At 60.2% G+C, this 24155-nt stretch carries 25 protein-coding genes and 2 tRNA genes; 19 read left to right on the top strand and 8 right to left on the bottom strand.

Going from position 1 to position 24155, the window contains the following annotated elements; genetic code table 11:
* Positions 1-16 precede the first annotated feature (16 nt).
* Positions 17-93: transfer RNA gene (locus tag RAC79_RS11060), tRNA-Pro, on the top strand.
* A 53-nt stretch (positions 94-146) separates the two neighbouring features.
* On the opposite strand, the gene RAC79_RS11055 is transcribed toward RAC79_RS11060, so the two are convergent.
* The gene (locus tag RAC79_RS11055) at positions 147-1289 is read right to left on the bottom strand and encodes a ceramide glucosyltransferase (RefSeq protein ID WP_174039381.1); all 1143 of its coding nucleotides are present in this window, start codon (positions 1287-1289) and stop codon (positions 147-149) included.
* 213 nt (positions 1290-1502) lie between these two features.
* Positions 1503-1772 (bottom strand): DUF982 domain-containing protein, encoded by a 270-nt coding sequence (locus tag RAC79_RS11050; protein WP_003522644.1) that lies wholly within the window; start codon positions 1770-1772, stop codon positions 1503-1505.
* 213 nt (positions 1773-1985) lie between these two features.
* On the opposite strand from RAC79_RS11050, the gene RAC79_RS11045 reads away from it, so the two are divergent.
* Entirely contained in the window at positions 1986-2234 is a 249-nt protein-coding gene (locus tag RAC79_RS11045) for a BON domain-containing protein (protein ID WP_003522642.1), read from the top strand.
* Between the two features lie 60 nt (positions 2235-2294).
* On the opposite strand, the gene RAC79_RS11040 is transcribed toward RAC79_RS11045, so the two are convergent.
* Positions 2295-2777, bottom strand: coding sequence for a DUF192 domain-containing protein (locus tag RAC79_RS11040; RefSeq protein WP_065655179.1), 483 nt, complete (start codon positions 2775-2777; stop codon positions 2295-2297).
* Positions 2777-3355 (bottom strand): cold-shock protein, encoded by a 579-nt coding sequence (locus RAC79_RS11035; protein ID WP_004442353.1) that lies wholly within the window; start codon positions 3353-3355, stop codon positions 2777-2779. The genes RAC79_RS11040 and RAC79_RS11035 overlap by 1 nt, the downstream gene beginning before the upstream one ends.
* A 192-nt stretch (positions 3356-3547) precedes the next feature.
* On the opposite strand from RAC79_RS11035, the gene RAC79_RS11030 reads away from it, so the two are divergent.
* Both RAC79_RS11030 and RAC79_RS11025 read left to right on the top strand, forming a co-directional pair.
* On the top strand, positions 3548-3988 hold the full coding sequence (locus tag RAC79_RS11030; protein WP_065655178.1) for a VOC family protein: 441 nt from the start codon (positions 3548-3550) through the stop codon (positions 3986-3988).
* A 156-nt stretch (positions 3989-4144) separates the two neighbouring features.
* Complete coding sequence (locus RAC79_RS11025) at positions 4145-5419, top strand: YcbK family protein (protein WP_174039345.1); 1275 nt, start codon at positions 4145-4147, stop codon at positions 5417-5419.
* A gap of 264 nt (positions 5420-5683) precedes the next feature.
* Here the strand turns inward: RAC79_RS11025 and RAC79_RS11020 are convergent.
* Positions 5684-5759 (bottom strand) — tRNA-Lys (locus tag RAC79_RS11020).
* Between the two features lie 282 nt (positions 5760-6041).
* On the opposite strand from RAC79_RS11020, the gene RAC79_RS11015 reads away from it, so the two are divergent.
* The gene (locus RAC79_RS11015; RefSeq protein WP_003523449.1) at positions 6042-6788 is read left to right on the top strand and encodes a cytochrome c biogenesis CcdA family protein; all 747 of its coding nucleotides are present in this window, start codon (positions 6042-6044) and stop codon (positions 6786-6788) included.
* Between the two features lie 34 nt (positions 6789-6822).
* Positions 6823-7761 (top strand): AEC family transporter, encoded by a 939-nt coding sequence (locus RAC79_RS11010; protein ID WP_065655176.1) that lies wholly within the window; start codon positions 6823-6825, stop codon positions 7759-7761.
* Here the strand turns inward: RAC79_RS11010 and RAC79_RS11005 are convergent.
* Positions 7745-8953, bottom strand: coding sequence for a UbiH/UbiF family hydroxylase (locus RAC79_RS11005; RefSeq protein ID WP_174039296.1), 1209 nt, complete (start codon positions 8951-8953; stop codon positions 7745-7747). The two genes, RAC79_RS11010 and RAC79_RS11005, sit on opposite strands and share 17 nt — an antisense overlap.
* Before the next feature lie 209 nt (positions 8954-9162).
* On the opposite strand from RAC79_RS11005, the gene pcsA reads away from it, so the two are divergent.
* The 12 genes from pcsA (at position 9163) to RAC79_RS10945 (ending at position 21235) form a co-directional block, all read left to right on the top strand.
* Positions 9163-9888, top strand: coding sequence for a phosphatidylcholine synthase (gene pcsA, locus RAC79_RS11000; RefSeq protein WP_035263562.1), 726 nt, complete (start codon positions 9163-9165; stop codon positions 9886-9888).
* A 211-nt stretch (positions 9889-10099) separates the two neighbouring features.
* Positions 10100-11659, top strand: coding sequence for an ABC transporter ATP-binding protein (locus RAC79_RS10995; protein ID WP_174039314.1), 1560 nt, complete (start codon positions 10100-10102; stop codon positions 11657-11659).
* Complete coding sequence (locus RAC79_RS10990; RefSeq protein ID WP_003523441.1) at positions 11649-12740, top strand: ABC transporter permease; 1092 nt, start codon at positions 11649-11651, stop codon at positions 12738-12740. Before RAC79_RS10995 ends, RAC79_RS10990 begins: the two co-directional genes overlap by 11 nt.
* Positions 12740-13660, top strand: a complete 921-nt coding sequence (locus RAC79_RS10985; protein ID WP_161987886.1) for an ABC transporter permease — start codon at positions 12740-12742, stop codon at positions 13658-13660. The genes RAC79_RS10990 and RAC79_RS10985 overlap by 1 nt, the downstream gene beginning before the upstream one ends.
* 35 nt (positions 13661-13695) lie before the next feature.
* Positions 13696-14769 (top strand): BMP family ABC transporter substrate-binding protein, encoded by a 1074-nt coding sequence (locus tag RAC79_RS10980; protein WP_003523439.1) that lies wholly within the window; start codon positions 13696-13698, stop codon positions 14767-14769.
* 382 nt (positions 14770-15151) lie between these two features.
* On the top strand, positions 15152-15889 hold the full coding sequence (locus tag RAC79_RS10975) for a FadR/GntR family transcriptional regulator (RefSeq protein WP_142845166.1): 738 nt from the start codon (positions 15152-15154) through the stop codon (positions 15887-15889).
* Positions 15890-16112: 223 nt separating this feature from the next.
* Positions 16113-17474: a bifunctional UDP-N-acetylglucosamine diphosphorylase/glucosamine-1-phosphate N-acetyltransferase GlmU gene (gene glmU, locus RAC79_RS10970; RefSeq protein ID WP_142845111.1), complete on the top strand. Its 1362-nt coding sequence runs from the start codon at positions 16113-16115 to the stop codon at positions 17472-17474.
* Positions 17475-17575: 101 nt separating this feature from the next.
* Complete coding sequence (gene glmS / locus RAC79_RS10965) at positions 17576-19402, top strand: glutamine--fructose-6-phosphate transaminase (isomerizing) (protein WP_174039295.1); 1827 nt, start codon at positions 17576-17578, stop codon at positions 19400-19402.
* Entirely contained in the window at positions 19399-19902 is a 504-nt protein-coding gene (locus RAC79_RS10960) for a GNAT family N-acetyltransferase (protein WP_142845113.1), read from the top strand. Before glmS ends, RAC79_RS10960 begins: the two co-directional genes overlap by 4 nt.
* A 13-nt stretch (positions 19903-19915) precedes the next feature.
* Positions 19916-20584: a DUF502 domain-containing protein gene (locus RAC79_RS10955; RefSeq protein WP_142845114.1), complete on the top strand. Its 669-nt coding sequence runs from the start codon at positions 19916-19918 to the stop codon at positions 20582-20584.
* Positions 20585-20702: 118 nt separating this feature from the next.
* Positions 20703-20948 carry a CopG family ribbon-helix-helix protein gene (locus RAC79_RS10950; protein WP_065655213.1) on the top strand — a complete coding sequence of 82 codons (246 nt, stop codon included), beginning with the start codon at positions 20703-20705 and terminating at the stop codon, positions 20946-20948.
* Positions 20945-21235 carry a type II toxin-antitoxin system mRNA interferase toxin, RelE/StbE family gene (locus tag RAC79_RS10945; RefSeq protein ID WP_065655168.1) on the top strand — a complete coding sequence of 97 codons (291 nt, stop codon included), beginning with the start codon at positions 20945-20947 and terminating at the stop codon, positions 21233-21235. Before RAC79_RS10950 ends, RAC79_RS10945 begins: the two co-directional genes overlap by 4 nt.
* A 24-nt stretch (positions 21236-21259) precedes the next feature.
* On the opposite strand, the gene RAC79_RS10940 is transcribed toward RAC79_RS10945, so the two are convergent.
* Entirely contained in the window at positions 21260-21532 is a 273-nt protein-coding gene (locus RAC79_RS10940) for a hypothetical protein (RefSeq protein ID WP_078052681.1), read from the bottom strand.
* Positions 21533-21544: 12 nt separating this feature from the next.
* Entirely contained in the window at positions 21545-23650 is a 2106-nt protein-coding gene (recG, locus tag RAC79_RS10935; protein ID WP_142845115.1) for an ATP-dependent DNA helicase RecG, read from the bottom strand.
* A gap of 189 nt (positions 23651-23839) precedes the next feature.
* Between recG and RAC79_RS10930 the strand changes: the two genes are divergently transcribed.
* Positions 23840-24151, top strand: a complete 312-nt coding sequence (locus tag RAC79_RS10930; RefSeq protein WP_077982075.1) for a succinate dehydrogenase assembly factor 2 — start codon at positions 23840-23842, stop codon at positions 24149-24151.
* Positions 24152-24155: the final 4 nt, after the last annotated feature.

The following is a 24155-nucleotide window of genomic DNA, read 5'->3' as shown; positions in this document are numbered from 1 at the left end:
CCAGCCATCGCCTCGGCGGAGTGTAGCGCAGTCTGGTAGCGCATCTGGTTTGGGACCAGAGGGTCGGGAGTTCGAATCTCTCCACTCCGACCATTTTAAAGCAAAACATCAGCTTTCGGGCGTAACTTCTTTCAAATAGCTCTTATTTATTCCGCGGACGGACCGGCCAGGGTGCTCTCTGCCGTGCCGATCGTCATGACATTGCCGCGCCATGCCACCGCGCTGCCGATCCAGCTTCGCGCCCAGACGACGGGCATGATTATGTCCCGGGCGATCATCGCCGGCAGCGTATGGAGCGATACCGGCCAGCGGTTGAGGGCTGCAAGCGCAAGTTCCGGCACATACATGAGGGCGAGGACGGCAAAGGCGGTTGCGGCGAGGTTTACATCCATCATGACGGCGGCGGCGAGCGCGAAGACAAGCGGGGGAAGCGCGCCGGTGAGGATTTCCGGCGCGAAATATTGCGGGAAGGTCACGCGTCGCAGCCGCGCCCAGCGGGTCTGGCGCGACCAGATCTCGCCGGCATGGCGCTGGCCGAGAGGCTGTTCGAAGGGGGCGCAGACCAGATGCACCTTGCGGCCGGCGCTTCGCACCAGCTTCGTCGAAGCGGCGTCTTCGGCGATTTCAGCGGCCAGTGCGCGAATGCCGCCATTGTCTTCCAGAAACGGCTTGTTCCACAACATCGACTTGCCCTGTGCGAAACCCATGCCGATGGCTTCCGCCGCATATTGCCAGCGGCCCTGCGAGCCGTTGAGGAAGGCGCATTCCACATGCGCCCAGAAACCCGCAGGCCGGGAGCCAAGCGGCGGCGAGCAGACGAGCCCGCTATCCTGCCGCCAGGCCGACATCATGGTCGCAATATAGGATTTTGGCATCAGCACGTTCGAATCGGCCAGAATCACCCACTCATGCCGGGCGGCCCGCCAGCCCTTGACGCAATTGTTCAGTTTCGGATTGGCGCTGATGCGGTCATCGCCAATGAGCAACTGCATGGAAACCGAGGGGAAGGCGGCTTGCGCTTTGCGAACCTCCTCTATCACCGGATCGAATTCATCGGCGACGCAGAACAGCAGCTCATAATCGGGCCAGTTGAGCTCGAAGGCGCGCGACAGCGTCAGGGGCGTGAAGTTCTCCACGCCGCGCAGCGGCACCACAAGCGAGACAGGCGGCTTTTGCCGGACAAGATCGTTTTCCGCGTCCCGTCTCGTCAGTCGCCAGCCGGCCAGAACGATGCCGAGAAGATTGAAGCCGAGGAGCAGAATTGCGCAAAGGGCAAAGACAGTTTCCATGCTGGCCAGTTCCACTCCCAAGCTTTTGGCGGTCTGCGCGCCAATCGATTCCATGGAATTCGTCTCTGCCGATTATAACGTTTGCGTGACAGTTACATGTCATCATCGGCCGGTGTGCAGGCTGCGCCGTGCATGGAGGCGTCGCAGAGGCCGCGCGCAAGAGAAAAAGCCCTCCGCATGGAAGGGCCCAATCGTCATGACGGTCGATGAATTTTAGTGGACGTTCAGGATATGGGCATGACTGCTTGCTATGAGAAACGATTCCCGTGCTTTCTCGATGTCGCATCTGCCGGCGATGGCATCGAGGCAGTTCCTGCGCGCCTCTTCATATTCCGGCCCGTGTTCCTCGGGCCAACGATACATCAGCATGTCCAGCGCCACCAGCGGGCTGTAGATTTCCACGGCTACGCACAGCGGCAGGTGGATTGCCACCGGCTTCATCCACGAGGCGTGGTGACACGGCTCCGTTCTGTTAATCAGCATGTCATTCTCCTCCCTGTTTTACCTGCCTTGAAGGCCTTTCACACTCCCATGCGCGAAATGCCCGCCTCACGAAATGGTTCCCGATCACCTAAAATGTGATCGATCAGGGGGTTCCAATTTTCCAAGATGAATGGAAGATGAACAAATAGATGAACCGGAGATGAACAAAACCGCCCTCAGGGCGTTGTTATGTCCATAAGAAGGAGAACGCATATGTTCAATTTGTCAGGCATTCAGGAAAGCTTCTTCGGAGACCGCATGGCCGGCGTATGCCAGGCAATCACATCGGCTCTGGCTTTCGAATCTGGTCTCGAGAAGTCGCGCATTTCCGCAACCGTCGAAAATGATGTGATCTATCTGGAAGGCACGGCCGATTCGGTCGAGGCGATCGACATCGCCATCAACCTTGCCGCTTCCATTTCCAATTGCAGGATTCTGAGCCATATCGAGCCGGTCTACTGAATATTGCGCCAGCCGGACGAAACCTCGTCCGGCTCCTTCAGACGCAATAACGCGGCAACGTCATTTCCGGTTGCCGATTTGCGCGCTGCGAACCATATCGCCCGGCTTGATGCCATAGCGCTTCGCAGTGCCGCCATTCAGTTCAAGCACAAATTTTACTGGCCCGCGGGAGCTGATGATCGCTTCCGAATGCGGAACCGCGTTTTCGTGAATATGGGTAATGCGGCCGTCACGGCCAATGAAAAGCATGTCGAGCGGAATAAGCGTGTTCCGCATCCACATAGCGACGTCACGTGGCTCACCAAAGTCGAACAGCATGCCGTTTTCAAGCGGCATGCTCTTGCGAAACATCAGGCCTTGTTCGCGCTGGGCGTTGTTCAGCGCCAGTTCGGCAGTGAAAGCGTGGCTCTTTCCCCCGGCGGTTTCAATCTGCAGCGGTTCGGAGGTGAATGTCTGCTGTTGCTGAGCCTGGGCGGCGGCGGCCAGCGTGAAAAAAAGAAGCGCCATAACGGCGCTTTTCACCATATGGGGCAGGGCGGGCATCAATGCGACATCCCGATGGAAACCGGGTTGTCGGGGTGAATTTCCGCCGCCATCAGGCCCTTGTCGCCATCGCCGTAACGTACCAGCACCACCTGGCCTGGGCGAAGCTCCGTCAGGCCGAAACGGCGCAGGGTTTCCATATGCACGAAAATATCTTCCGTTCCTTCGCCGCGCGTCAGGAAGCCGAAACCCTTTGTGCGGTTGAACCACTTGACGATGGCGCGCTCAAGCCCGCTCGAAGGCGTTACCTGCACATGGGTTCGCACCGGCGGCAGCTGCGAGGGGTGAACGGCGGTCGACTGGTCCATGGACAGGATGCGGAAGGCCTGGAAACCGCGGTCGCGCCGCTGGATGAGGGCGACGATGCGCGTGCCTTCAAGAATTGTCTGGTAACCGTCGCGGCGCAGGCAGGAGACGTGCAGCAGCACATCCTGCGTGCCGTTGTCGGGCACGATGAAGCCGAAACCCTTGGCGACATCGAACCACTTCACGACGCCGGTAATTTCGGTCAGGTCCACGGCATCGCCCGAAAGGTCCTCGACATCGACTATCGTTTTCGATGACATCCTATCAGCCATATCCTGCCAACCCCTCGATTACGCGCCATACACCGGTCAACTGATTCCTGTGCGCCAGATTAACATCTTGGTAACGGTTTCACGCAAGCCCTAGTTTTTGATTTACGCAGCTGCTTTTATGTCGCCGTCCTTGTCCGGGGCTTGCCATCATGCGTTTAACGGCTCCGGACCCGTGTAATGGAGAGGAAGAAAATGCGGTATCTGCACACAATGGTTCGCGTCAAAGACCTTGGCGAATCACTGAAATTCTACAGCGACCTGCTGGGTCTTGAGGAAATACGCCGAATCGAGAACGAAAAAGGCCGATTCACTCTGGTGTTTCTTGCGGCGCGCGACGACATTGCTGCGGCGAAGGAAAACAAGGCGCCGTGCCTCGAACTCACCTATAACTGGGATACCGAGGATTACACCGGCGGCCGCAACTTCGGCCATCTGGCTTACGAGGTCGACAATATCTACGATTTCTGCGCCCGGCTTCAGCAGAACGGCATCGTCATCAACCGGCCGCCGCGTGATGGGCACATGGCCTTCGTGCGCTCGCCGGATGGCATTTCCTTCGAAATTTTGCAGAAGGGCGAAAGCCTCGCACCAGCCGAACCGTGGATATCTATGCAGAATACCGGTTCCTGGTAGGGATTTTCCGGTGAGCAGCGGCGTTTTCGGGTGCTCTTGCCTTGTCCCGAGGGGATGAGGCATAGTCCGCGAATCAAAACGGCCAGTCCCGTTTTGGGGAAGCACACGCGCCCGTTCCCGTGCTGCTGTTGGAAATGCAAGATACGGAGGCCACCCATGACAACTGTCGAGAGCGCGAAAGGACGTCTGGTCCGTCAGCGTCTCGTCATCGCGGTTTCGCTGCTCGGGCTTTCCGGATGCGTTTCGGCAGTGACCGACGAAGAGATGGCCGCCGCGACCAAAAAGCCGGAAATTTCCGCACAACAGAAGCCGCAGACCGCCGCTTCAACTGCTGCGGCCGGTGCGCAACAGGGACACTACGTGGATCCGGCCGTGGCATCGGCGGCCGGAGCGGCCGCACCAGCCCAGCCGCAGGCATCGGGCGGCCCGGCGCAGGCCTATGGCGCTGCCCCGGATATCGGCGGATTGACGACGCAGCCAACGGCGATTTCCGCAGGAACGACAAGCATTTATTCCACCGCATCCGCAGCAGCAGCGCCCGCCGTTACCGCAGGGGCGTCGGGCACGGCCGCCGCTGCGGGCGCTCCTACCCAGAGAATCGTTCCTGCCGTCAGCAGCGTTTATTCGGCGCCGGTGCCGGCGGCGCAGCCGCAACCGGTGGCAGCGCCGGCTCAGGTCCCGCCAGCCGCACAGGTGCCGGCGGAGCAGCACAGCGAAAATCGTCAGCCGGCATCCGTACCCGTGCCGCAGTCGGCATCGGAACAGCTCGCGGCCGTTACCGCGCAACCAGCCGTGGACGCCAGGGCGGCGGGCGAGGGGCAGGAAAGCGAGGGTAAGGGCGTGACGCTTGCGGCATTTTTCGCCGGTGCGGCCAAAAAGCGCCTGCCGAAAATGATTGAAAGCGGCACGGCCGGCAATACGCAGGTCGCCGCATTGCCCGGCGTTTCGGACGGGACGATGGGCATTGCCCTTTCCGGCCGCTCGATGATGTCAGACGAATTCGACGACGCCCATCTCGATGAAGAGGATGACCAGCCGACCGGCCTGATGAAGCTAGCCTCGCTCTCCGGCCTCACCCGCGTCGCCCCGAACGGGCTTTTCCTGCAGACGGACCGGGTCGAAGTCGGCTGTTTCAAGCCGGAACTGATGCGGATGATCAAGGATGTGGAGCGCCACTATAACAGCCCGGCGATCGTCACCTCGGGCTATCGTCCGCCAAAGGGCATAAGGCAGGGTTCCAAGCACTACACCTGCGATGCCGCCGACATCCAGATCAAGGGCGTCTCCAAATGGGAGCTTGCCACCTATCTACGTTCCCTGCCGGAACGCGGTGGCGTCGGCACCTATTGCCACACCGAATCGGTCCACATGGACACGGGCGAGCCAAGAGACTGGAACTGGCGCTGCCGCCGTACTGCCGCGCGCAAGTGATATCCTGATTGGATTTGCGTGAATACTGACTGAGATTTCGGCCTGAGGAAATATCTCGAGCGATTGAAACGATTGCCCGGTCATGCCGGGGCGTTAGCGCCGAGCCGTGCCCCTTATTGCAGTGGTTGTTCTGAAACCCGGGCTTGCGGTGGATATCGTTATTTTGCGCTCGGAGACTGCGGCCGAATCTTTTCCATTACCGCCTGAGTTCGGCCACCTTCGGCGCTAACTCTTTGTGAAATATCTGAAAATTGTATTTGAAGGTGGTGAGAGCGCAGGGATTCGAACCCTGGACCTACTGATTAAAAGTCAGTTGCTCTACCGGCTGAGCTACGCTCTCCCGTGTCGGGGCTTGGCTGCCCTTCGGAAGTGCGCGGAACATATGTAGAGCGATCCGTTCGGTCAACCCAAAAAAAGCGGTTTCGACAATCAATCCGGTTTTTTTTGTCGCACCCCCGAAAAGGTGATTGGAGAGAGGGGGCGGCTGGGGATAAAACCGGCTTCAGACATGTCGGCCGGACGGGTGAAATCCTTTTGCAGCAATGACATGCACGAAAATGAAGCGTGAAGTGCCGGCGAAGCTTAAGAATCGCGGCGGCTTTGCGGAATGCGGAGTTCTTTCTTGTCGATTGCCGATATTTCCCTGTTCAGCGCGCTTCTGGCCGGCGCTCTTTCGTTTCTGTCGCCCTGCGTTCTGCCGCTGGTGCCGCCTTATCTCTGTTATATGGCGGGTGTTTCGGTCGAGCAGTTCAGGACGGAAGATACAGCGCCGCGGCCGGAGATTCGCAGGGCCGTGCTGTTTTCGGCCTTCTTCTTCACGCTCGGTTTCGCCACGGTCTTCGTGGCGCTGGGGGCCGGCGCCTCGACGATCGGTACGCTTCTGCGCCAGAATCTCGATATTCTCGCCAAGATCGGCGGTTTCATCATCATTCTGATGGGTCTGAATTTCCTCGGCGTGTTTCGCATTGGCCTGTTTTCGCGCGAGGCGCGGTTTCAGGGGGCGGGCAAGCCTGCCACGCTGTCCGGGGCCTATGTCATGGGTCTTGCTTTCGCATTCGGCTGGACGCCCTGCATTGGCCCGGTTCTGGGGGCTATTCTCGGCGTCGCCGCTGCGCGCGATACGGTTGGCGACGGTGCGGCGCTGCTTGCGGTCTATTCTCTTGGCCTTGCGGTGCCGTTCTGGATCGCGGCGGCGTTTTCCGGCTCCTTCATGCGTTTCCTCGTCCGCTTCCGCCGCCATCTCGGCCTCGTGGAAAAGCTGCTCGGCGTATTGCTGGTGCTGACCGGTCTCGCTTTCATGTCCGGTTTTATCACCAATGTGGCGATCTGGTTCCAGGAGACCTTTCCGATCCTGATGCAAATCGGCTAAGCCTCCCGCTGGAGTTGCTTGCGGGGGAAACATAGTGACGGATATCGTCGGATTGCTGTTACCGTTTTTCGGCCTGATCTTCATCGGCTACGGGGCGGCGCGCATCACGAAGCAGCCGGTCGAGGCGATGGGCTGGCTGAACACCTTCATCATCTATGCGGCGCTTCCGGCGTTGTTTTTCAAGCTGGTGTCGAAAACGCCGGTGGAAGAACTGGCGCGGATGGATTTCGTCGCGGCCAGTCTCGCCTGCACCTATGGTATTTTCTTGGCTGTGTTCCTGATCGGCCGGTTCGTGCGGAAAAACAGCCTTGCCGAAACCACGATCCAGAGTTTCGCGGCAAGCTACGGCAATATCGGCTATATGGGGCCGGGGCTTGCGCTTCTGGCGCTTGGCGAAAAGGCGGCGGTGCCGGTGGCGTTGATCGTCTGTCTGGAAAACGCCGCCCATTTCATCGTCGCCCCGGCGATGATGGCGGTTGCGGGCGGTGACAAGCGCTCTCCGGCAAGGCTTGCGCTGGATGTGGCGCGCAAGGTCATCACCCATCCCTTCATCGTCTCCGTCATCGCCGGCTTTCTCGCCGCGTCGCTGTCATGGCAGCCGCCGGAGGCGGTACAGCGGCTGGTGGATTATCTGGCGCAATCGGCGGCGCCCTGCGCATTGTTTGCCATGGGCGTGACGCTGGCGCTTCGGCCGATGAAACGGGTGCCGGTGGAAATCAGCTATATCGTGCCGGCAAAGCTGATCCTGCATCCGCTCGCCGCTTATCTCGTGCTCTCGTCGCTCGGGCGGTTCGAGCCGGTGTGGATCTATTCGGCCGTTCTTTTGGCCGCGCTGCCGACCGCGACGAATGTTTTCGTCATCGGCCAGCAATATCACGTCTGGCAGGAGCGGGCGTCGGCAACGATCCTGATTTCTACGGTGCTTTCGGTCCTCACGCTGACCGGCGTGGTGTATTTCATCCAGCCTTTTTGAAGCTGCCGAACAGCAGCGAGGGCAGGGCCTTCAGCCCACGGCCCGGTTCGATGCCCTCGCGCATCACCATGCTTCTAAGCGTGCCGATGCCGGAAAGCACGTGCAGGCCCGCCGCGCGCGCCATCTGAACCGGCAGGAGGTCGGAAAGCAGAGAGCGGTTCAGAAGATCGACGCTCAGCGTGCGGCTATAGACATCCGCCCGCCGCCTGCGGTCGAAGCTGCTGCCGGCATCGGCCGCAATCGGCCGGTCGGAGACGGCGCTCAGCAATTCCGTCAGCGCGATGATGTCGCGCAGGCTGAGGTTCAGCCCCTGCGCGCCGATGGGCGGAAAACCATGTGCGGCCTCGCCGATCAGGGCGACGCGGCCCTTGCCGAAGCGATGGGCGGTCATGGACGAGAGCGGCCATGCCTGCACGCTGTCCTCGACGGTGACGGCTCCCAGCATGGATTGCATGCGCTCCTCGACCCGGAGGCTGAGCGCTTCCAGCGGCAGCGCCGTCAATTCCTCCGCCTGTTGCGGGGTGACGACCCAGACGAGGCTGGATCGGTTGCCGGGCAGGGGAACCTGGGTGAAAGGGCCGGTGGGGGTGTGGAATTCCGTCGAGACATTGCCATGCGACCGGCTATGGCTGAAGTTCAAAACAATGGCCGTCTGCGGATAGGACCAGGATTTGACGCCGATGCCGGCAGCATCCCGCACAATGGATTTGCGGCCATCCGCGCCGATGACGAAATCGGCGGAGAGCGTTTCGCCATTTGCAAGCATCACCGTCACGCGGTCCTTGCCAATGTCGATTGTCTCGGCGGTGGCATCGAGGCGGGTAATATTGTGTTCCTGTTCGACCGCTTCGCTCAGAACGCCGAGCAGCGCCTCGTTGGGGATGTTCCAGCCGAAGGCGTCCAGCCCGATTTCGGACGAACGGAACTGCACGGTGGGTGCACGCAGCAGGCGGTCGGTGCCGTCGATGATCTGCATGGTGGAAAGGCGTGCGGCTGACGGCGCGATGCGCGACCACAGGCCGAGACGGTCCATGAAGCGGATGGACTGGTCCATCAGCGCCGTGGTGCGCTGGTCCCTCCTGTCGCTGGAAGGTGCAACGAGCGCCACGTGGCGGCCCGCCCGCGCCAGCGCGATGGCCGCGATCTGGCCCGCAAGTCCCGCACCGGTGATGGCGATATCGAAGTGTCTCATGGTCCTGATCCGTTGTTATTTCCAAAGCATCATAAAGGCTTTGGTCGGGTAAATCCACTTCGGTCCCGGAACATCCGGTTGTGAAGATTCGTTGGTTGTGCCGCGATATTAGTCTTAGGATAAGCGGATTGAGCCGGTTGCAAAGCGTGGTGAATGGCCGCATACCGGAATGAACAGGCGGATGAAAAAACGGGGCACAGACGCTGACTATGAAAATTTTCAACTATAAGCGTGTTCCCTACGCGGAAATCCGCGCCTTTTCCGTCCATATGCTCACGGCCTCCGGCTCGTTCCTGGCTTTTCTCGGCGTGGTCGCCGCAGCCGAACACCGTTTCGTCGACATGTTCTGGTGGCTGGGGCTTGCGCTTCTGGTGGATGGCATCGACGGTCCCATCGCCCGCAAGGTCAGGGTTAAGGAAGTGCTGCCCAACTGGTCTGGCGATACGCTCGATAATATCATCGACTATGTTACCTATGTGCTGCTGCCCGCCTTTGCGCTTTATCAGAAGGGCATGATCGGCGAGCCGCTGTCCTTCGTGGCCGCCGGCATGATCGTGGTGTCGAGCGCCATTTATTATGCCGACATGGGCATGAAGACGGACGAATATTTCTTCTCCGGCTTTCCGGTAGTGTGGAACATGGTGGTGTTCACCCTGTTCGTCATGGACGCCAGCGCCACCACGGCGATGATTGTCGTTACCGTTTCGGTGTTTTTGACATTCCTGCCGATCAACTTCCTGCATCCAGTGCGGGTGAAGCGATTGCGGCCGCTCAATCTCGCCGTGGTCTTCATCTGGTGCGCGCTTGGCGGTTATTCGCTGCTGATGCATTTCGAAACCCCGACCTGGGCCGTGATCGGCTTCGTGGCGAGCGGCATCTATCTTTATTGCATCGGTGGAATATTGCAGTTTTTCCCCTCGCTCGGCGCGAAATGAAAAAAGGGTAAAGCCGTTTATTGCTTGTGCAAATTGCATTTAAGCGGCTTCTTTTTCAGTTGTGCGCAGCAGCAAAACCGTTATCAATAAGTTCTGATCGCGTATCATTGCATACTTTTTGGTGCGGGATTGGGAACAATGACCGCAACCGTTTGAAACGCCTCGAAGAAGGCATGACGGTTGGTGAGAGAGGGAACTCGTGACTGGAACTTTGGCGCCGGAGGCCGTGCCTCTCCTGTCCGTTCGCAAGCTGACCAAGCTGTTCGGCAATTTCGCCGCCTGCAACGGCATCGATCTCGATATTGCGCGGGGCGAAATCCACGCGCTTCTGGGTGAAAACGGCGCGGGCAAATCCACGCTCGTCAAGATGCTGTTCGGCGTTCTCGCACCGACCGAGGGCGATATCATCTGGCAGGGCCAGCCGGTTTCCGTAGGCTCACCCAGTGAGGCCCGCCGGCTCGGCATCGGCATGGTGTTCCAGCATTTTTCGCTGTTCGAGGCGCTGACGGTTGCTGAAAACATCGCCCTGTCGCTCGATCCGAAAATTTCATTGAAGGAAATCGCCGGGCAAGCGGAAAAACTGTCGCGCGCCTATGGTCTGCCGCTCGATCCCAATGCGCATGTGGCCGATCTTTCGGTCGGCGAGCGCCAGCGCATCGAAATCGTCCGAGCGCTTCTACAGAATCCGCGCCTGATCATTCTTGACGAGCCGACCTCGGTGCTGACGCCGCAGGAGGCCGACAAGCTGTTCGAGACGCTGGAGAAGCTGAAAGCCGAAGGCCGTTCCGTGCTTTATATCAGCCATCGTCTCGAAGAGGTGCAGCGCATCTGCGACCGCGCCACCGTTCTGCGTCACGGCAAGGTGACGGGCGCCTGCGATCCGCGCAGGGAAACGCCTGCATCGCTGGCGCGCATGATGGTGGGCAGCGATGTCGCAAGCGTTTCGCGGGCCACGGGCGAGGCGCTGGGTGCGCCGCAGATCGAGGTCATGGGGCTTTCGGTCGCGCCGCGCACGCCTTTTGCCGTGGCGCTGAAGTCGATTTCCATGACTGTGCGCGCCGGCGAGGTGCTGGCGATTGCCGGCGTTGCCGGAAACGGGCAGGGCGAGCTGTTCGATGCGCTTTCCGGCGAATATCCGGTCTATAATAACGATGCGATCCATCTGCGGGGCAAGCCGGTCGGCCGTATCGGCATCAATGGTCGCCGGCTGATGGGCGCGGGTTTTGTGCCGGAAGAGCGCCATGGCCACGCCGCCGTTCCCGGCATGAGCCTTTCCGACAATCTGCTGCTGGCGCGGGCGCGCTCCGACCGCAAGGCGTTTCTGACCGGCGGTTTCCTGCGCATCGTGCGTGGCTCAGTCATTAAGGCGGCGGCGCGGCGTATTTCGGAAACCATGGATGTGCGCAAAAGCGGGGCCGATCCGCTGGCCGGGTCGCTATCCGGCGGCAACCTGCAGAAATTCATCGTCGGGCGCGAGCTTGACCGCCAGCCTGCCGTGCTGGTTGTCAATCAGCCGACCTGGGGCGTGGATGCGGGTGCGGCAAGCCGCATTCGCCAGGCGCTTGTCGATCTTGCCAAAGCGGGTTCGGCCGTCATCGTCATCAGCCAGGATCTCGATGAAATATTCGAAGTCGCCACCAATATCGCGGTCATTTCCGACGGCAAGCTCTCCGATACCCATCCGGTGGAGGAGATGACGCTTGAAAAGATCGGCCTTTTGATGGGCGGCATTCACACGTCACATTCGGGAGCCGCCCAGCATGCGCATTGAGCTTGAAAAACGCGCGGGGGTTTCGAAGCTTTTCACCCTGCTTTCTCCGCTTCTGGCGCTCACGCTGACGCTGCTTGTCGGCGCGGTCATGTTCGCCATGCTCGGCAAAAATCCGGCTCACGCGCTTTACGCCTTTTTCGTCGAGCCGCTGCTGGAAGTCTGGTCGCTGCACGAGCTGGCGATCAAGGCGGCGCCGCTGATCCTGATCGGGGTCGGCCTGTCGATCTGTTATCGCTCCAATAACTGGAACATCGGCGCGGAGGGGCAGTTCACCATCGGCGCGATCACCGGCTCCATTCTGCCGGTGCTTTATCCCGACTGGCATTCGCCGCTGCTTTTGCCTTTGATGCTGGTGATGGGCGCCGTGGGCGGCGCGCTTTATGCCGGTATTCCCGCACTTTTGAAGACGAAGTTCAACACCAACGAAATCCTCGTCAGCCTGATGCTGGTCTATGTCGCGCAGCTTTTCCTCGACTGGCTGACGCGCGGCATCTGGCGCGATCCGGGCGGTTACAACTTCCCGCAGACCAAGCCGTTCAACGACAGCGCCGTTCTGCCGGAAATGCTGGCATCGGGCCGTGCGCATTGGGGCTTCGTTTTCGCCATCGTCGCGGCCATCGCGCTGTGGTTCATGATGCGCTACATGCTGAAGGGCTTCGAGGTCACCGTGCTCGGCCAATCGGCGCGGGCAGGGCGCTTTGCCGGTTTTTCCTCCAGCCGCATGGTGTGGTTTTCGCTGCTGCTCTCCGGTGCGCTGGCGGGGCTTGCGGGCATATCGGAGGCTTCCGGTTCCATTGGCCATCTCCAGCCCAGCATTTCGCCGGGTTACGGCTTTACCGCCATCATCGTCGCCTTTCTCGGCCGTCTCAATCCGCTCGGCATCATCCTTTCCGGGCTGGTGCTGGCGCTGACCTATCTGGGCGGCGAGGCGGCGCAGCTGTCGATTGGCGTCTCCGATAAGGTGACGCGCGTGTTTCAAGGGCTGATGCTGTTCTTCGTGCTGTCCTGCGATACGCTGATTTTCTATCGCATCAGGGTCGTCTTTTCCGGCAAGGCGCATCGTAAAGAAGGAGCGGCATGATGGATATGCTTCAGGCCATTCTCCTCACCGTCATCACCGCCGCCACGCCGCTCGTCATCGCCGCTTCGGGCGAGCTGGTGACGGAGCGCTCCGGTGTCCTCAATCTCGGTGTCGAGGGTATGATGATCATGGGTGCGGTCTGTGCTTTCGCGGCCGCGCATATGACCGGGTCTCCCTATATCGGCATTCTGGCCGGCATTGCCTCGGGTGCGGTTTTCTCGCTGCTCTTCGGTTTCCTGACGCTGACGCTCGTTACCAATCAGGTGGCGACGGGCCTTGCGCTCACCATTCTCGGCCTCGGCGTCTCGGGTATGCTGGGTGAAAGTTTCGTCGGCCTGCCGGGTGTGAAACTGCAGCCCATCGTCTTTCCGCTGCTATCGGACATTCCCTTCTTCGGTCCGTTGTTGTTCCGGCAGGATTTGATCTTCTACCTCTCCATCGCGCTTGTCTCCGGCATCGGCTGGTTTCTGTTCAAGAGCCGGACGGGCCTGAAAATCCGCGCCATCGGCGACAGTCACGCTTCAGCCCATGCGCTCGGCATCAATGTCATCCGCACCCGTTATCTCGCCGTCATGTTCGGCGGCGCCTGTGCGGGGCTTGCCGGTGCGCAGCTGTCGCTGGTCTATACGCCGCAATGGGTGGAAAACATGTCGGCCGGGCGCGGGTGGATTGCGCTGGCGCTCGTCGTCTTCGCTTCGTGGCGCCCATGGCGGGTGCTGGCGGGCGGCTATCTGTTCGGCGCCGTCACCATCGGCCAATTGCACGCGCAGGCCTTCGGCATCGGGGTGCCATCGCAACTGCTTTCGGCACTACCTTACCTTGCAACTATTGTCGTGCTGGTCATCATCTCGCATAATCGCCGCACGACCTTGATCAACACGCCGGCCTCGCTTGGCAAATCCTTCGTGCCGGACAGGTGAAGCATTCTCACGTCTCCAAACCAACAGGGGTAAAAATGAAAAAACTGGTCATCGCACTCGCCGCTTCGGTTGCGGCTCTCGGCGGCGTCGTTTCCTCGGCGGAAGCCGCCGACGCCAAGAAGGTCTGCTTCATCTATGTCGGTTCAAAGACCGATGGCGGCTGGACGCAGGCGCACGATATCGGCCGTCAGGAACTGCAGGCGCATTTCGGCGACAAGATCGAAACGCCGTTCCTCGAAAGCGTTCCGGAAGGTCCGGATGCCGAACGCGCCATCGAGCGCATGGCCCGTTCGGGCTGCGAACTGGTGTTCACCACCTCCTTCGGCTTCATGGATGCGACCGTGAAGGTCGCCCAGAAGTTCCCCAAGGTGAAGTTCGAACACGCCACCGGCTTCAAGACCGCCGAAAACGTCGCGACCTACAATTCGCGCTTCTATGAAGGTCGCTACATTCAGGGCCAGATCGCCGCGAAGATGTCGCAGAAGGGTCTCGCCGGCTACATCGCCTCCTTCCCGATCCCGGAAGTGGTGATGGGCATCGACGCCTTCGTGCTCGGTGCGCAGTCCGTCAATCCCGACTTCAAGGTGAAGGTCGTCTGGGCCAACACCTGGTTCGACCCCGGCAAGGAAGCCGATGCCGCCAAGGCGCTGATTGACCAGGGCGTCGACATTCTGACCCAGCACACCGACACCACCGCGCCGATGCAGGTTGCCGCAGAACGCGGCATCAAGGCCTTCGGTCAGGCTTCCGACATGATCGCGGCCGGTCCGAAGACGCAGCTTACCGCCATCAAGGACACCTGGGGCGCCTATTACATCAAGCGCACGCAGGCTCTTCTCGATGGCACCTGGAAGTCCGAATCCGTCTGGGACGGCCTGAAGGACGGCATCCTGACCATGGCGCCCTATACCAACATGCCTGACGACGTGAAGAAGATGGCCGAGGATACCGAAGCCAAGATCAAGTCGGGCGAGCTGCACCCCTTCACTGGCCCGGTGAAGAAGCAGGACGGCTCGGAATGGCTGAAGGCGGGTGAAAAGGCTGAGGACGGCGTTCTGCTCGGCCTCAACTTCTACGTCGCCGGCGTGGACGACAAGCTGCCGCAATAACGGGATTTGCTGGCACTTTTGGCTTGCAGTTTGCGTCGCATCCGCACTTCGTCACCCCGGACTTGATCCGGGGTCCAGTGCGATCAAGTCCTTGATCGCGAAAGACTCATTTCTCACGGCGCAGACGCGCCGTGGCTGGATGCCGGATCTAGTCCGGCATGACGGAGGAGAGATTTGACGCCTGTTGTCACAATTGAGGCCGCGCATGAAATTCATGTGCGGCCTTTGTTATTTTCATATGTTTTACGCCGTGGACGAAGTTTGCCTTTGCTTTTCAGGCGACTTGATGTTTTTCACTATATTCTGACTTGAGATATACACGTCTGGCGCGATTTTTTAAGATCGCCAACCGAACGGAAGGACATGGCACTTGCAGCGCGGAATGCTCGATGCGGCTATCGGTTTTCGAAAGCTGCAGACAAATCATGCACAGGTCGTTCACAAGCTCGGTCTCGATATCGTGTCCGGCACCTTCAAGACGGGTGATATCCTGCCGGGCGATGCCGAGCTGATGGAGCGGCTGAAAGTATCACGCACAGTGCTGCGCGAAGCGATGAAGACGCTGACCGCCAAGGGCATGATTTCCCCCAAGGCGCGTATCGGCACCCGGGTGACGGAGCGCGAAAGCTGGAACATGTTCGACAGCGAAGTGCTGCTCTGGCATTTCGAGGCGGGCGTCAGCGACGAGTTTCTGCTGCATCTTTACGATATCCGTCAGGCCTTCGAGCCCTATGGCGCAGGGCTTGCCGCCATCAGGGCAAAGGATGCCGATATCGCCAAGCTCGCCGCTTATGCCAACGAGATGGGCAATACGGCCTATTCCAAGGAAAAGCGCGCGCTTGCGGATATGAATTTCCATGTGCTCATTACCGAAATGTCCGGCAATCCGTTCATGCGCACCGTCGGTTCGCTGATAAAGGCGGCTCTGGTGGGTATTTTCCGGATGAGCAACCCGGAAACCGATCCCAATGAGATTTCCGACGTCTCTGCCTCCCACCTGCGGCTCGTGGAGGCATTTCGCCTGCGCGATGAGGCCGCAGCACGCCGCGAGATGGAAAGGCTGATCGAAAACGGCCGCCAGCAGGTGCTGAAATTCACTGCCCGCAACCCCCGGCGATAAATCACACCGCGGGAGCGGGATGCGATCCCGTTCCAATCACGTTTGATGAAAATCGGTGCGGAAATTTGGTGCAGATTTGCATGGTTTCTTAAGTGGGCCGCCGTTATAGCAATTCCGGAATGAAATTACCGATGCGCCCGTTCGTTTTGCCGGACGGCGTGAAGTCAAACATATGCCGCCGTCCTGGCCGCCCTGCGGCCGGTGACAGGGTGTTGGAGGTCTTATGGAGCGCAGCTCTCTAGCCGTTATTCTCGCAGCGGGCGACAGCACGCGCATGAAATCGTCGAAATCCAAGGTGCTGCATCCGGTCGCCGGGCGTCCGATGATCAGCCATGTGGTTGAGGCGGTGGCTGGATCTGGCGTCGGCACGGTGGCGCTGGTGGTCGGGCGCGATGCCGACAATGTCGCTGCTGCCGCAAACATGAAGGGTCTTCAGGTCGAAGCTTTCCTGCAGACGGAACGCAAGGGCACCGGCCATGCGGTTCTTGCCGCACGCGCAGCCATCGAGCGCGGTTTCGACGATCTCATCGTTGCCTATGGCGATGTACCGCTCATCACTTCCGCAACGCTCGACCGGGCGCGTGAGGCGATTGCCGCCGGCGCCGATGTCGCTGTCATCGGTTTCCATACCGACCGCCCGACCGGTTACGGCCGGCTTCTGGTCAAGGATGGCGAACTTGTCGCTATCCGCGAGGAGAAGGACGCGACCGATGCGGAGCGTAAGGTCACCTGGTGCAATAGCGGATTGATGGCCATCAGCGGCCGCAACGCGCTGGACCTGCTCGACCGGATCGGCAACAGCAATGTGAAAGGCGAATATTATCTGACCGATGTGGTCGAGATCGCCCGTTCCCTCGGCCGCCGCGCCGTCGCGATCGATGCGCCCGAAACGGAACTGGTCGGCTGCAACAACCGCGCCGAACTGGCCTTTATCGAGAAGCTCTGGCAGGAGCGCCGCCGCCACGAACTGATGGTGGATGGCGTTTCGATGATTGCGCCCGAAACCGTCTTCCTCTCCTATGACACCAAGATCGGCCAGGACGTTTTGATCGAACCGAATGTCGTCATCGGTCCCGGCGTCACCATCGAGCCGGGCGCCGTCATCCATGCGTTTTCGCATCTGGAAGGGGCGCATGTCGCCGAAGGTGCGGCCGTCGGCCCCTATGCGCGGCTGCGTCCGGGTGCGAACCTGCATGCCAATGCCAAGGTGGGCAATTTCTGCGAGGTCAAGAAGGCGGAGATCGGTGAGGGCGCCAAGGTCAACCATCTGACCTATATCGGCGATGCATTCATCGGCGCGGGCAGCAATATCGGTGCGGGCACCATCACCTGCAATTACGACGGCTACAACAAGGCCGAAACGCGGATCGGTGCAAACAGTTTTATTGGTTCGAACTCGTCGCTGGTCGCTCCTGTCACCATTGGAGAGGGGGCCTATATCGCCTCCGGCAGCGTCATTACCGATGACGTGCCTGAAGATGCGCTAGCGTTCGGGCGCGCACGCCAGGAGGTGAAACCCGGTCGCGCGACGGTGGTGCGCGAGCGGGCGAAGGCGCTGAAGGAAGCGAAGAAAAAGTCGTCCTGACGGACGTTACCAAACGATACCGAAAGTGACCGGCGCCATAATTGCGGATTGTTCGGGAACGGTTAGTAGTTTCGGCGAAGAGATCGCCGCTGGAGAAATATATGTGCGGAATTGTCGGAATTGTCGGAACCCAGCCCGTTGCTGAACGGCTTGTCGATGCGCTGAAGCGTCTCGAATATCGCGGTTACGATTCGGCTGGTGTCGCCACCATCGACAATGGCGCGATGGACCGTCGCCGGGCGGAAGGCAAGCTGTTCAATCTCGAGAAGCTGGTTTCGGAAAAGCCGCTGCCGGGTGTGGTCGGCATCGCCCATACACGTTGGGCGACGCATGGTGTTCCCAACGAAACCAATGCCCATCCGCATTTCGTCGATGGCGTTGCCGTCGTCCATAACGGCATCATCGAAAACTTCGCCGAACTACGTGAAGAGCTGACCGCCGAGGGCGCGACCTTCACCACCCAGACCGACACCGAAGTGGTGGCGCAGCTTCTGGCGAAATATACCCGCGAGGGTCTTGGCCATCGCGAGGCGATGCTGAAGATGCTGAACCGCGTGACGGGCGCCTATGCTCTGGTGGTGATGTTCAAGGACGATCCCGGCACGCTGCTTTCGGCGCGCTCCGGCCCGCCGCTTGCCGTTGGTTACGGTCGGGGCGAAATGTTCCTTGGTTCCGACGCCATCGCGCTGTCGCCCTTCACCAACGAGATCACCTATCTGGTGGATGGCGACTGCGCCATCGTGACCCGGCAGGGTGCTGAGATCATCGATTTCTCCGGCAAGCCGGTGAAGCGCGACCGTCAGATCTCGCAGGCGACGGCCTATGTGGTCGACAAGGGCAACCATCGCCACTTCATGGAAAAGGAAATCTATGAGCAGCCGGAAGTCATTTCGCATGCGCTCAGCCATTACGTGGATTTTGCCTCCAAGACCGTGAAGCAGGCCGACACGGCCATCGATTTCGCCAAGCTTTCCGGCCTTGCCATTTCCGCCTGCGGCACGGCCTATCTGTCCGGCCTGATCGGCAAATACTGGTTCGAGCGTTATGCCCGTCTGCCGGTGGAAATCGATGTCGCCTCGGAATTCCGTTACCGCGAAATCCCGCTCGTTCCCACGCAGGCTGCGCTGTTCATTTCGCAATCGGGCGAAACCGCCGATACGCTGGCGGCCCTGCGTTATTGCCAGCAGGAAGGGCTGAAGATCGGCGCGGTGGTCAACACGCGTGAATCCACCATGGCGCGCGAATCCGATGCGATCTTCCCGATCCTCGCCGGTCCGGAAATCGGCGTCGCCTCCACCAAGGCCTTCACCTGCCAGCTTGCCGTGCTCGCTTCGCTTGCCGTTGCCGCCGGAAAAGCGCGCGGTACGGTCACGCCCCAGCAGGAAACCGAACTGGTTCGCCATCTCACCGAGATGCCGCGCATCATGAGCAAGGTTCTCAACAGCATCCAGCCGCAGATTGAAGCGCTGTCACGCGATCTGTCGAGGTTCAAGGACGTGCTTTATCTCGGCCGTGGCACCAGCTTCCCGCTGGCGCTGGAAGGCGCGCTGAAGCTCAAGGAAATCTCCTATATCCACGCCGAGGGTTATGCCGCCGGCGAGCTGAAGCATGGGCCTATCGCGCTGATCGACGAGAACATGCCGGTCATCGTCATCGCGCCGCATGATCGTTTCTTCGAAAAGACCGTGTCGAACATGCAGGAGGTCGCCGCGCGCGGCGGCCGCATCATCTTCATCACCGATGAGAAGGGGGCTGCCGCCTCCAAGCTCGACACCATGGCGACGATCACGCTGCCCAATGTCGATGAGCTTATTGCGCCGATGGTCTTCTCGCTGCCGATCCAGCTGCTCGCCTATCACACTGCCGTCTTCATGGGCACGGATGTGGACCAGCCGCGCAATCTGGCGAAATCGGTAACGGTGGAATGATCATCCGGCCGGAGCGTCAGGGCGATGAAGAGGCGATCGCTCGCGTTACGGAAGATGCTTTCCGTAACGTCGATTATAGCGACAAGACGGAACATCTGATCGTCGAGCGGTTGCGCAGGGCAGGCGCGCTCACCGTTTCACTGGTTGCCGAGGATAGCGAAGGCATCATCGGCCATGTCGGTTTTTCGCCTGTGACGCTCACCAGCGGCGAGACCGGCTGGTTCTGCCTCGCGCCGCTTTCCGTGACACCGGAACGGCAGGGGCAGGGCGTTGGCTCCAGGCTGGTGAGGGACGGGCTTGCCGTTCTGGAGCGTCTGAATGCTTCCGGCGCGGTTGTCGCGGGCGATCCGGACTATTATGGCCGCTTCGGTTTTCGCCATGTCGAAGGGGCCAAGGCGGAAGGGATTCCTGACGAATATTTCACAGTTCTTCGCTTGCATGGTGGAACTCCATCCGGCATTGTCGGTTTTCATCCGGGTTTCGATGGCGACAACGCTTAATTCCGAACGGTAAATGACCGATATTCCAGTTAAAATTTCATTCGCAGCCCGGCTGCGCAATAGTTTCCTCACGGGCGTTCTGATCCTCGCGCCCGTCACCATCACCATGTGGCTGGTGTGGAGCTTCCTGCAATGGGCCGATAGCTGGGTGAAGCCCTATATTCCGGCCCGTTACGATCCCGAGCAATATTTCGATGTGGCTATTCCCGGTTTCGGCCTGCTGATCGCCGTTATCGGTATCACGCTCATCGGCTTTCTCGGCAATAACCTCATCGGCAAATGGATTTTCGGTGTCGGCGAATCCGTCCTCAACCGCATGCCGCTGGTGCGGCCGATCTACAAGAGCATCAAGCAGCTGTTCGAATCCGTTCTGAAAGAGCATTCGAACTCCTTCAAGAAGGTCGGCCTGATCGAGTTTCCGTCATCCGGCACCTGGGCGATGGTGTTCGTTGCCTCCGAGGCCAAGGGCGAGCTTGCCCATCGTTTCAATGAAATGGGGCAGCAGATGGTCGCCGTCTTCCTGCCGCCGACACCGGTGCCGACAGCCGGTTTTCTGCTGTTCGTGCCGAAAGACAAGATCGTGATGCTGGATATGACGCCGGAAGATGCGGCGAAACTGCTGATATCCGGCGGTCTGGTGGCCCCGGATTTCAAGCCGCCGAAGATGATTGCGCCGGTTTGAACGCATTCGCAAGGCGCTAGATTCCTTCCTCCATTCTCACGGAGCGAGGTAAAGCCATACGGTTGACGAACCAATGTGGTTCACCAATAATCACAGTGAACCAACAAGGGTTGCGATTATGACTGCATTTACTGTGCGTCTGCCTGATGAGGTTGCCGACAAACTCGACCAATTGGCGGAAAAACTTGACCGGTCGCGATCCTACATGGCGGCGCGGGCGATTGAGGACTTTATCGCCCGCGAGGAGTGGCAGCTTGCCGAGATCGAGGCGGGTGTGGCGGAAGCCGATCGCGGCGAGTTCGGGACAGCTGAGGATCTCGCAAACATTGTCGGGAAATATGTAAAATCCGCCCGGCCGTCATGAGTGACCGGCGAATTCGTTGGACCTTACGGGCGCTGCGACGGCTCGATGAAATTGGTGCGCATATTGAAAAGGATAATCCAGCGGCTGCGGCCCGGGTAATTTCCCGCATTGTTTCAGCGGTTGATATGTTGGTGGAACAGCCAGCCATGGGGCGGGTCGGACGCATCAGAGGAACACGGGAAGCCGTGCTTCCCGACATTTCCTACATCATTGCCTATCGTGTGGACGAGGATATCGAAATTTTGACGATCATCCACACATCGCAGCGGTGGCCTTCGGCGCTTTAGCCCAACAGTCTCCGGACTTCATGGTCAGTCGTCGTCATCCAGATTATCCACTTCCGTACCGGTGGTCGTGGCGTGGAATACGGGAACGAAAAGCCGCATATAGACCAGCCGCACGCTCCAGCCTTCTTCCAGTGCCTGGCTCCACGCCTTCTTGCGGCCGGGCTTTTTGAACGCCTTGCCGATCGCCTTTTTTTCGCTTTTCGCAAATGTCTCGGGCTGCAGGATATTCTGCGGCGAACAGAGCGCGTAGCCCTTGCGGAAGGCGGGTGGCGGGCGGCGCGGGTCGATCATGTTCATGGGCGTTCACTTTCAGCCGGCGTGCAGGAAGCGGATCGCTTCGTCGCGGCGGTGCAAATAGAGCAGGGTGCGTAGCGCATTGCCGCGCGGGCCTGTCAGTTCGGGGTCGCGCTCGATCACGTAAGCTGCGTCCTTGCGGGCGATTTCCAGAAGATCGGCATGGGCCTCGAGGCTGGCGATGCGGAAACCCGGCGTGCCGGACTGGCGGGTGCCGAGCAGCTCGCCTTCACCGCGCAGCTTCAAATCCTCCTCGGCGATCAGGAAGCCATCTTCACTGTCGCGCAGGATGGAGAGCCGGGCACGACCGTTTTCGCTGAGCGGGCCTTTATAGAGCAGGATGCAGGTGGAGGCCTCGTCGCCGCGCCCCACACGGCCGCGCAGCTGATGCAGCTGGGCGAGGCCGAAACGCTCGGCGTGTTCGATGACCATGATCGTCGCATCCGGCACGTCGACGCCCACTTCCACCACGGTCGTCGCCACCAGCAGTCGGGTTTCGCCGTTCTTGAAGGCGAGCATGGCGGCGTCCTTCTCCGGGCCGCTCATGCGTCCGTGGATGAGGCCGATATTGGCGCCGAGCATTTGCGAGAGAACCGCGTGCCGCTCCTCCGCCGACATCAGGTCGGACTCTTCCGTTTCCTCCACCAGCGGGCAAATCCAGTAGGCCTTCTTGCCATCCTTCAGCGCTGAACGCAGTCGCTCGACAATGTCGCCGATCCGTTCGGTGGGGATCGTCACTGTCTGGATGGGTTTGCGGCCGGCGGGCTTTTCGGTGAGCTTGGAGACATCCATGTCTCCGAAGGCGGCCAGAACCAGCGTGCGCGGAATGGGCGTGGCGGTCATGACCAGCATATGCGGCGTGATGCCCTTGGCAGTGAGGCGCAGGCGCTGGTGCACGCCGAAGCGATGCTGTTCGTCCACTACTGCCAGCACGAGGTTCCTGTAACTCACGCTGTCCTGAAACAGCGCATGCGTGCCGATGACGATCTGCGCTTCGCCGGAAGCGATGCGCTCCTCGATCTCGCGGCGCTCCTTGCCCTTGGTGCGGCCGGTCAGCACTTCGACGGTGATGCCGGCTACCTGAGCGAGTTTGGATATGGTGGCGTAGTGCTGCCGGGCAAGGATTTCGGTCGGCGCCATCAGCACCGCCTGTCCGCCGGCTTCCACGGCCGTTGCCATCGCCATCAGCGCCACCAGCGTCTTGCCGGCGCCGACATCGCCCTGCAGCAGGCGTAACATGCGGTCTTCGCCGGCCATGTCGGTCAGGATATCTTTCACCGCAGCGCTCTGGCTCGCCGTCAGCGAGAAGGGCAGTTGCGACAGGATTTTTGCGGCGACATCACCCCTGGCGCGGATCGGCTGGCCCGCCACCTTGCGCAGTCGCTGGCGCACCAGCGCCAGTGACAATTGTCCGGCCAGAAATTCGTCATAGGCAAGCCGCCTGCGCGCCGGTGCCTGCGGCTCGATATCGGCGCTGTCGCGCGGATCATGCAGCTCGCGGAAGCTTGAGTCGACATCGCCGAAGCCCTGCCGGGTCTTCAGCGTTTCATCGATCCATTCCGGAAAGACCGGCAGTTTCGACAGCCCGCCTTCAATGGCGCGGCGCAGCACCTTGGGCGATAGACCGGCGGTCATGGGATAGACCGCTTCCACCAAAGGCAGGTTTTCCGCCTCGGAAAGCTTCACCATGAAATCCGGATGCACCATGGAAGCGCGGCCGTTGAACCAGTCCACCTTGCCGCTGACGAGAACCTCTTCATCAACGGGCAGGGCCTTGGACAGCCAGTCGCCCTTGGCGCGGAAAAAGGTCAGCGCCAGTTCGCCGGTTTCGTCATGCAGAAAAACGCGATAGGGCGCGTTGCGGTTTCCCGGCGGTGGCGGCTGGTGACGGTCGACGCATCCCTGAATGGTGACAATGGCGCCGGGGCTTGCCAGCGCAATGCCGGGGCGGTTGCGGCGGTCGATGACGTTGGATGGCGCGTGGAAGAGGAGATCGATGACGCGGGTGTCGTCGGCACTTTCCCGACTGAGGAGCTTAGCCAGAAGATCGGCAAGTTTCGGCCCCACACCGGCAAGGGTGGAGACGGAGGCAAACAGCGGATCGAGAATGGCCGGGCGCATGGGTCAGCAAAATCGGGGAAGGGGGCGGCTTATGCAAGACTTCGCTGGCCACAAAGGCGGGTTATCACCGGCAGATTTTCACCGCCGTGGCATTATTTCGATAAAAACCGGTTCCCAAGCGTTCGCCTCCTGTTCTATAGGAGGTCGCAGTCAACAATTTGTTGATTAATCAACCGAAAGGTGAATGCGATGACTGGACTGGTGCGCACGAGTGCCGACCTCGATCCGAGACGCCGGCGGATTCTTTACCGCTGCTGGCATCGGGGCATTCGCGAGATGGATCTGGTGCTCGGGCAATTCGCGGAAGACAATATTGCCGGGCTTTCCGATGAGCAGCTCGACGAGTTGGAAGTCATCATGGCGGAAGAGGATAACGACCTCGTCAAGATGGTGACCGGCGCCCTTGCCATACCGGAAAAATTTCAGACCCCGCTGTTCGAGAAGATCGCCTCCTACCGTCCCGATTTCGATCTCGTCACCACTGACACCCTGAAAGCGTGAGAAT

It is taken from the genome of Agrobacterium sp. LR_9 (genome assembly GCF_041954855.1).
GTDB classification, from domain to species: domain Bacteria; phylum Pseudomonadota; class Alphaproteobacteria; order Rhizobiales; family Rhizobiaceae; genus Agrobacterium; species Agrobacterium leguminum.
This window is presented reverse-complemented; position numbering and strand designations above follow the sequence as displayed.

Coding starts and splice junctions, on each gene's coding strand:
- RAC79_RS11055 (WP_174039381.1), bottom strand. CDS start 1,289: ATGGAAACTGTCTTTGCCCTTTGCGCAATTCTGCTCCTCGGCTTCAAT.
- RAC79_RS11050 (WP_003522644.1), bottom strand. CDS start 1,772: ATGCTGATTAACAGAACGGAGCCGTGTCACCACGCCTCGTGGATGAAG.
- RAC79_RS11045 (WP_003522642.1), top strand. CDS start 1,986: ATGTTCAATTTGTCAGGCATTCAGGAAAGCTTCTTCGGAGACCGCATG.
- RAC79_RS11040 (WP_065655179.1), bottom strand. CDS start 2,777: ATGCCCGCCCTGCCCCATATGGTGAAAAGCGCCGTTATGGCGCTTCTT.
- RAC79_RS11035 (WP_004442353.1), bottom strand. CDS start 3,355: ATGGCTGATAGGATGTCATCGAAAACGATAGTCGATGTCGAGGACCTT.
- RAC79_RS11030 (WP_065655178.1), top strand. CDS start 3,548: ATGCGGTATCTGCACACAATGGTTCGCGTCAAAGACCTTGGCGAATCA.
- RAC79_RS11025 (WP_174039345.1), top strand. CDS start 4,145: ATGACAACTGTCGAGAGCGCGAAAGGACGTCTGGTCCGTCAGCGTCTC.
- RAC79_RS11005 (WP_174039296.1), bottom strand. CDS start 8,953: ATGAGACACTTCGATATCGCCATCACCGGTGCGGGACTTGCGGGCCAG.
- pcsA (WP_035263562.1), top strand. CDS start 9,163: ATGAAAATTTTCAACTATAAGCGTGTTCCCTACGCGGAAATCCGCGCC.
- RAC79_RS10990 (WP_003523441.1), top strand. CDS start 11,649: ATGCGCATTGAGCTTGAAAAACGCGCGGGGGTTTCGAAGCTTTTCACC.
- RAC79_RS10985 (WP_161987886.1), top strand. CDS start 12,740: ATGGATATGCTTCAGGCCATTCTCCTCACCGTCATCACCGCCGCCACG.
- RAC79_RS10980 (WP_003523439.1), top strand. CDS start 13,696: ATGAAAAAACTGGTCATCGCACTCGCCGCTTCGGTTGCGGCTCTCGGC.
- RAC79_RS10975 (WP_142845166.1), top strand. CDS start 15,152: ATGCTCGATGCGGCTATCGGTTTTCGAAAGCTGCAGACAAATCATGCA.
- glmU (WP_142845111.1), top strand. CDS start 16,113: ATGGAGCGCAGCTCTCTAGCCGTTATTCTCGCAGCGGGCGACAGCACG.
- glmS (WP_174039295.1), top strand. CDS start 17,576: ATGTGCGGAATTGTCGGAATTGTCGGAACCCAGCCCGTTGCTGAACGG.
- RAC79_RS10960 (WP_142845113.1), top strand. CDS start 19,399: ATGATCATCCGGCCGGAGCGTCAGGGCGATGAAGAGGCGATCGCTCGC.
- RAC79_RS10955 (WP_142845114.1), top strand. CDS start 19,916: ATGACCGATATTCCAGTTAAAATTTCATTCGCAGCCCGGCTGCGCAAT.
- RAC79_RS10950 (WP_065655213.1), top strand. CDS start 20,703: ATGACTGCATTTACTGTGCGTCTGCCTGATGAGGTTGCCGACAAACTC.
- RAC79_RS10945 (WP_065655168.1), top strand. CDS start 20,945: ATGAGTGACCGGCGAATTCGTTGGACCTTACGGGCGCTGCGACGGCTC.
- RAC79_RS10940 (WP_078052681.1), bottom strand. CDS start 21,532: ATGAACATGATCGACCCGCGCCGCCCGCCACCCGCCTTCCGCAAGGGC.
- recG (WP_142845115.1), bottom strand. CDS start 23,650: ATGCGCCCGGCCATTCTCGATCCGCTGTTTGCCTCCGTCTCCACCCTT.
- RAC79_RS10930 (WP_077982075.1), top strand. CDS start 23,840: ATGACTGGACTGGTGCGCACGAGTGCCGACCTCGATCCGAGACGCCGG.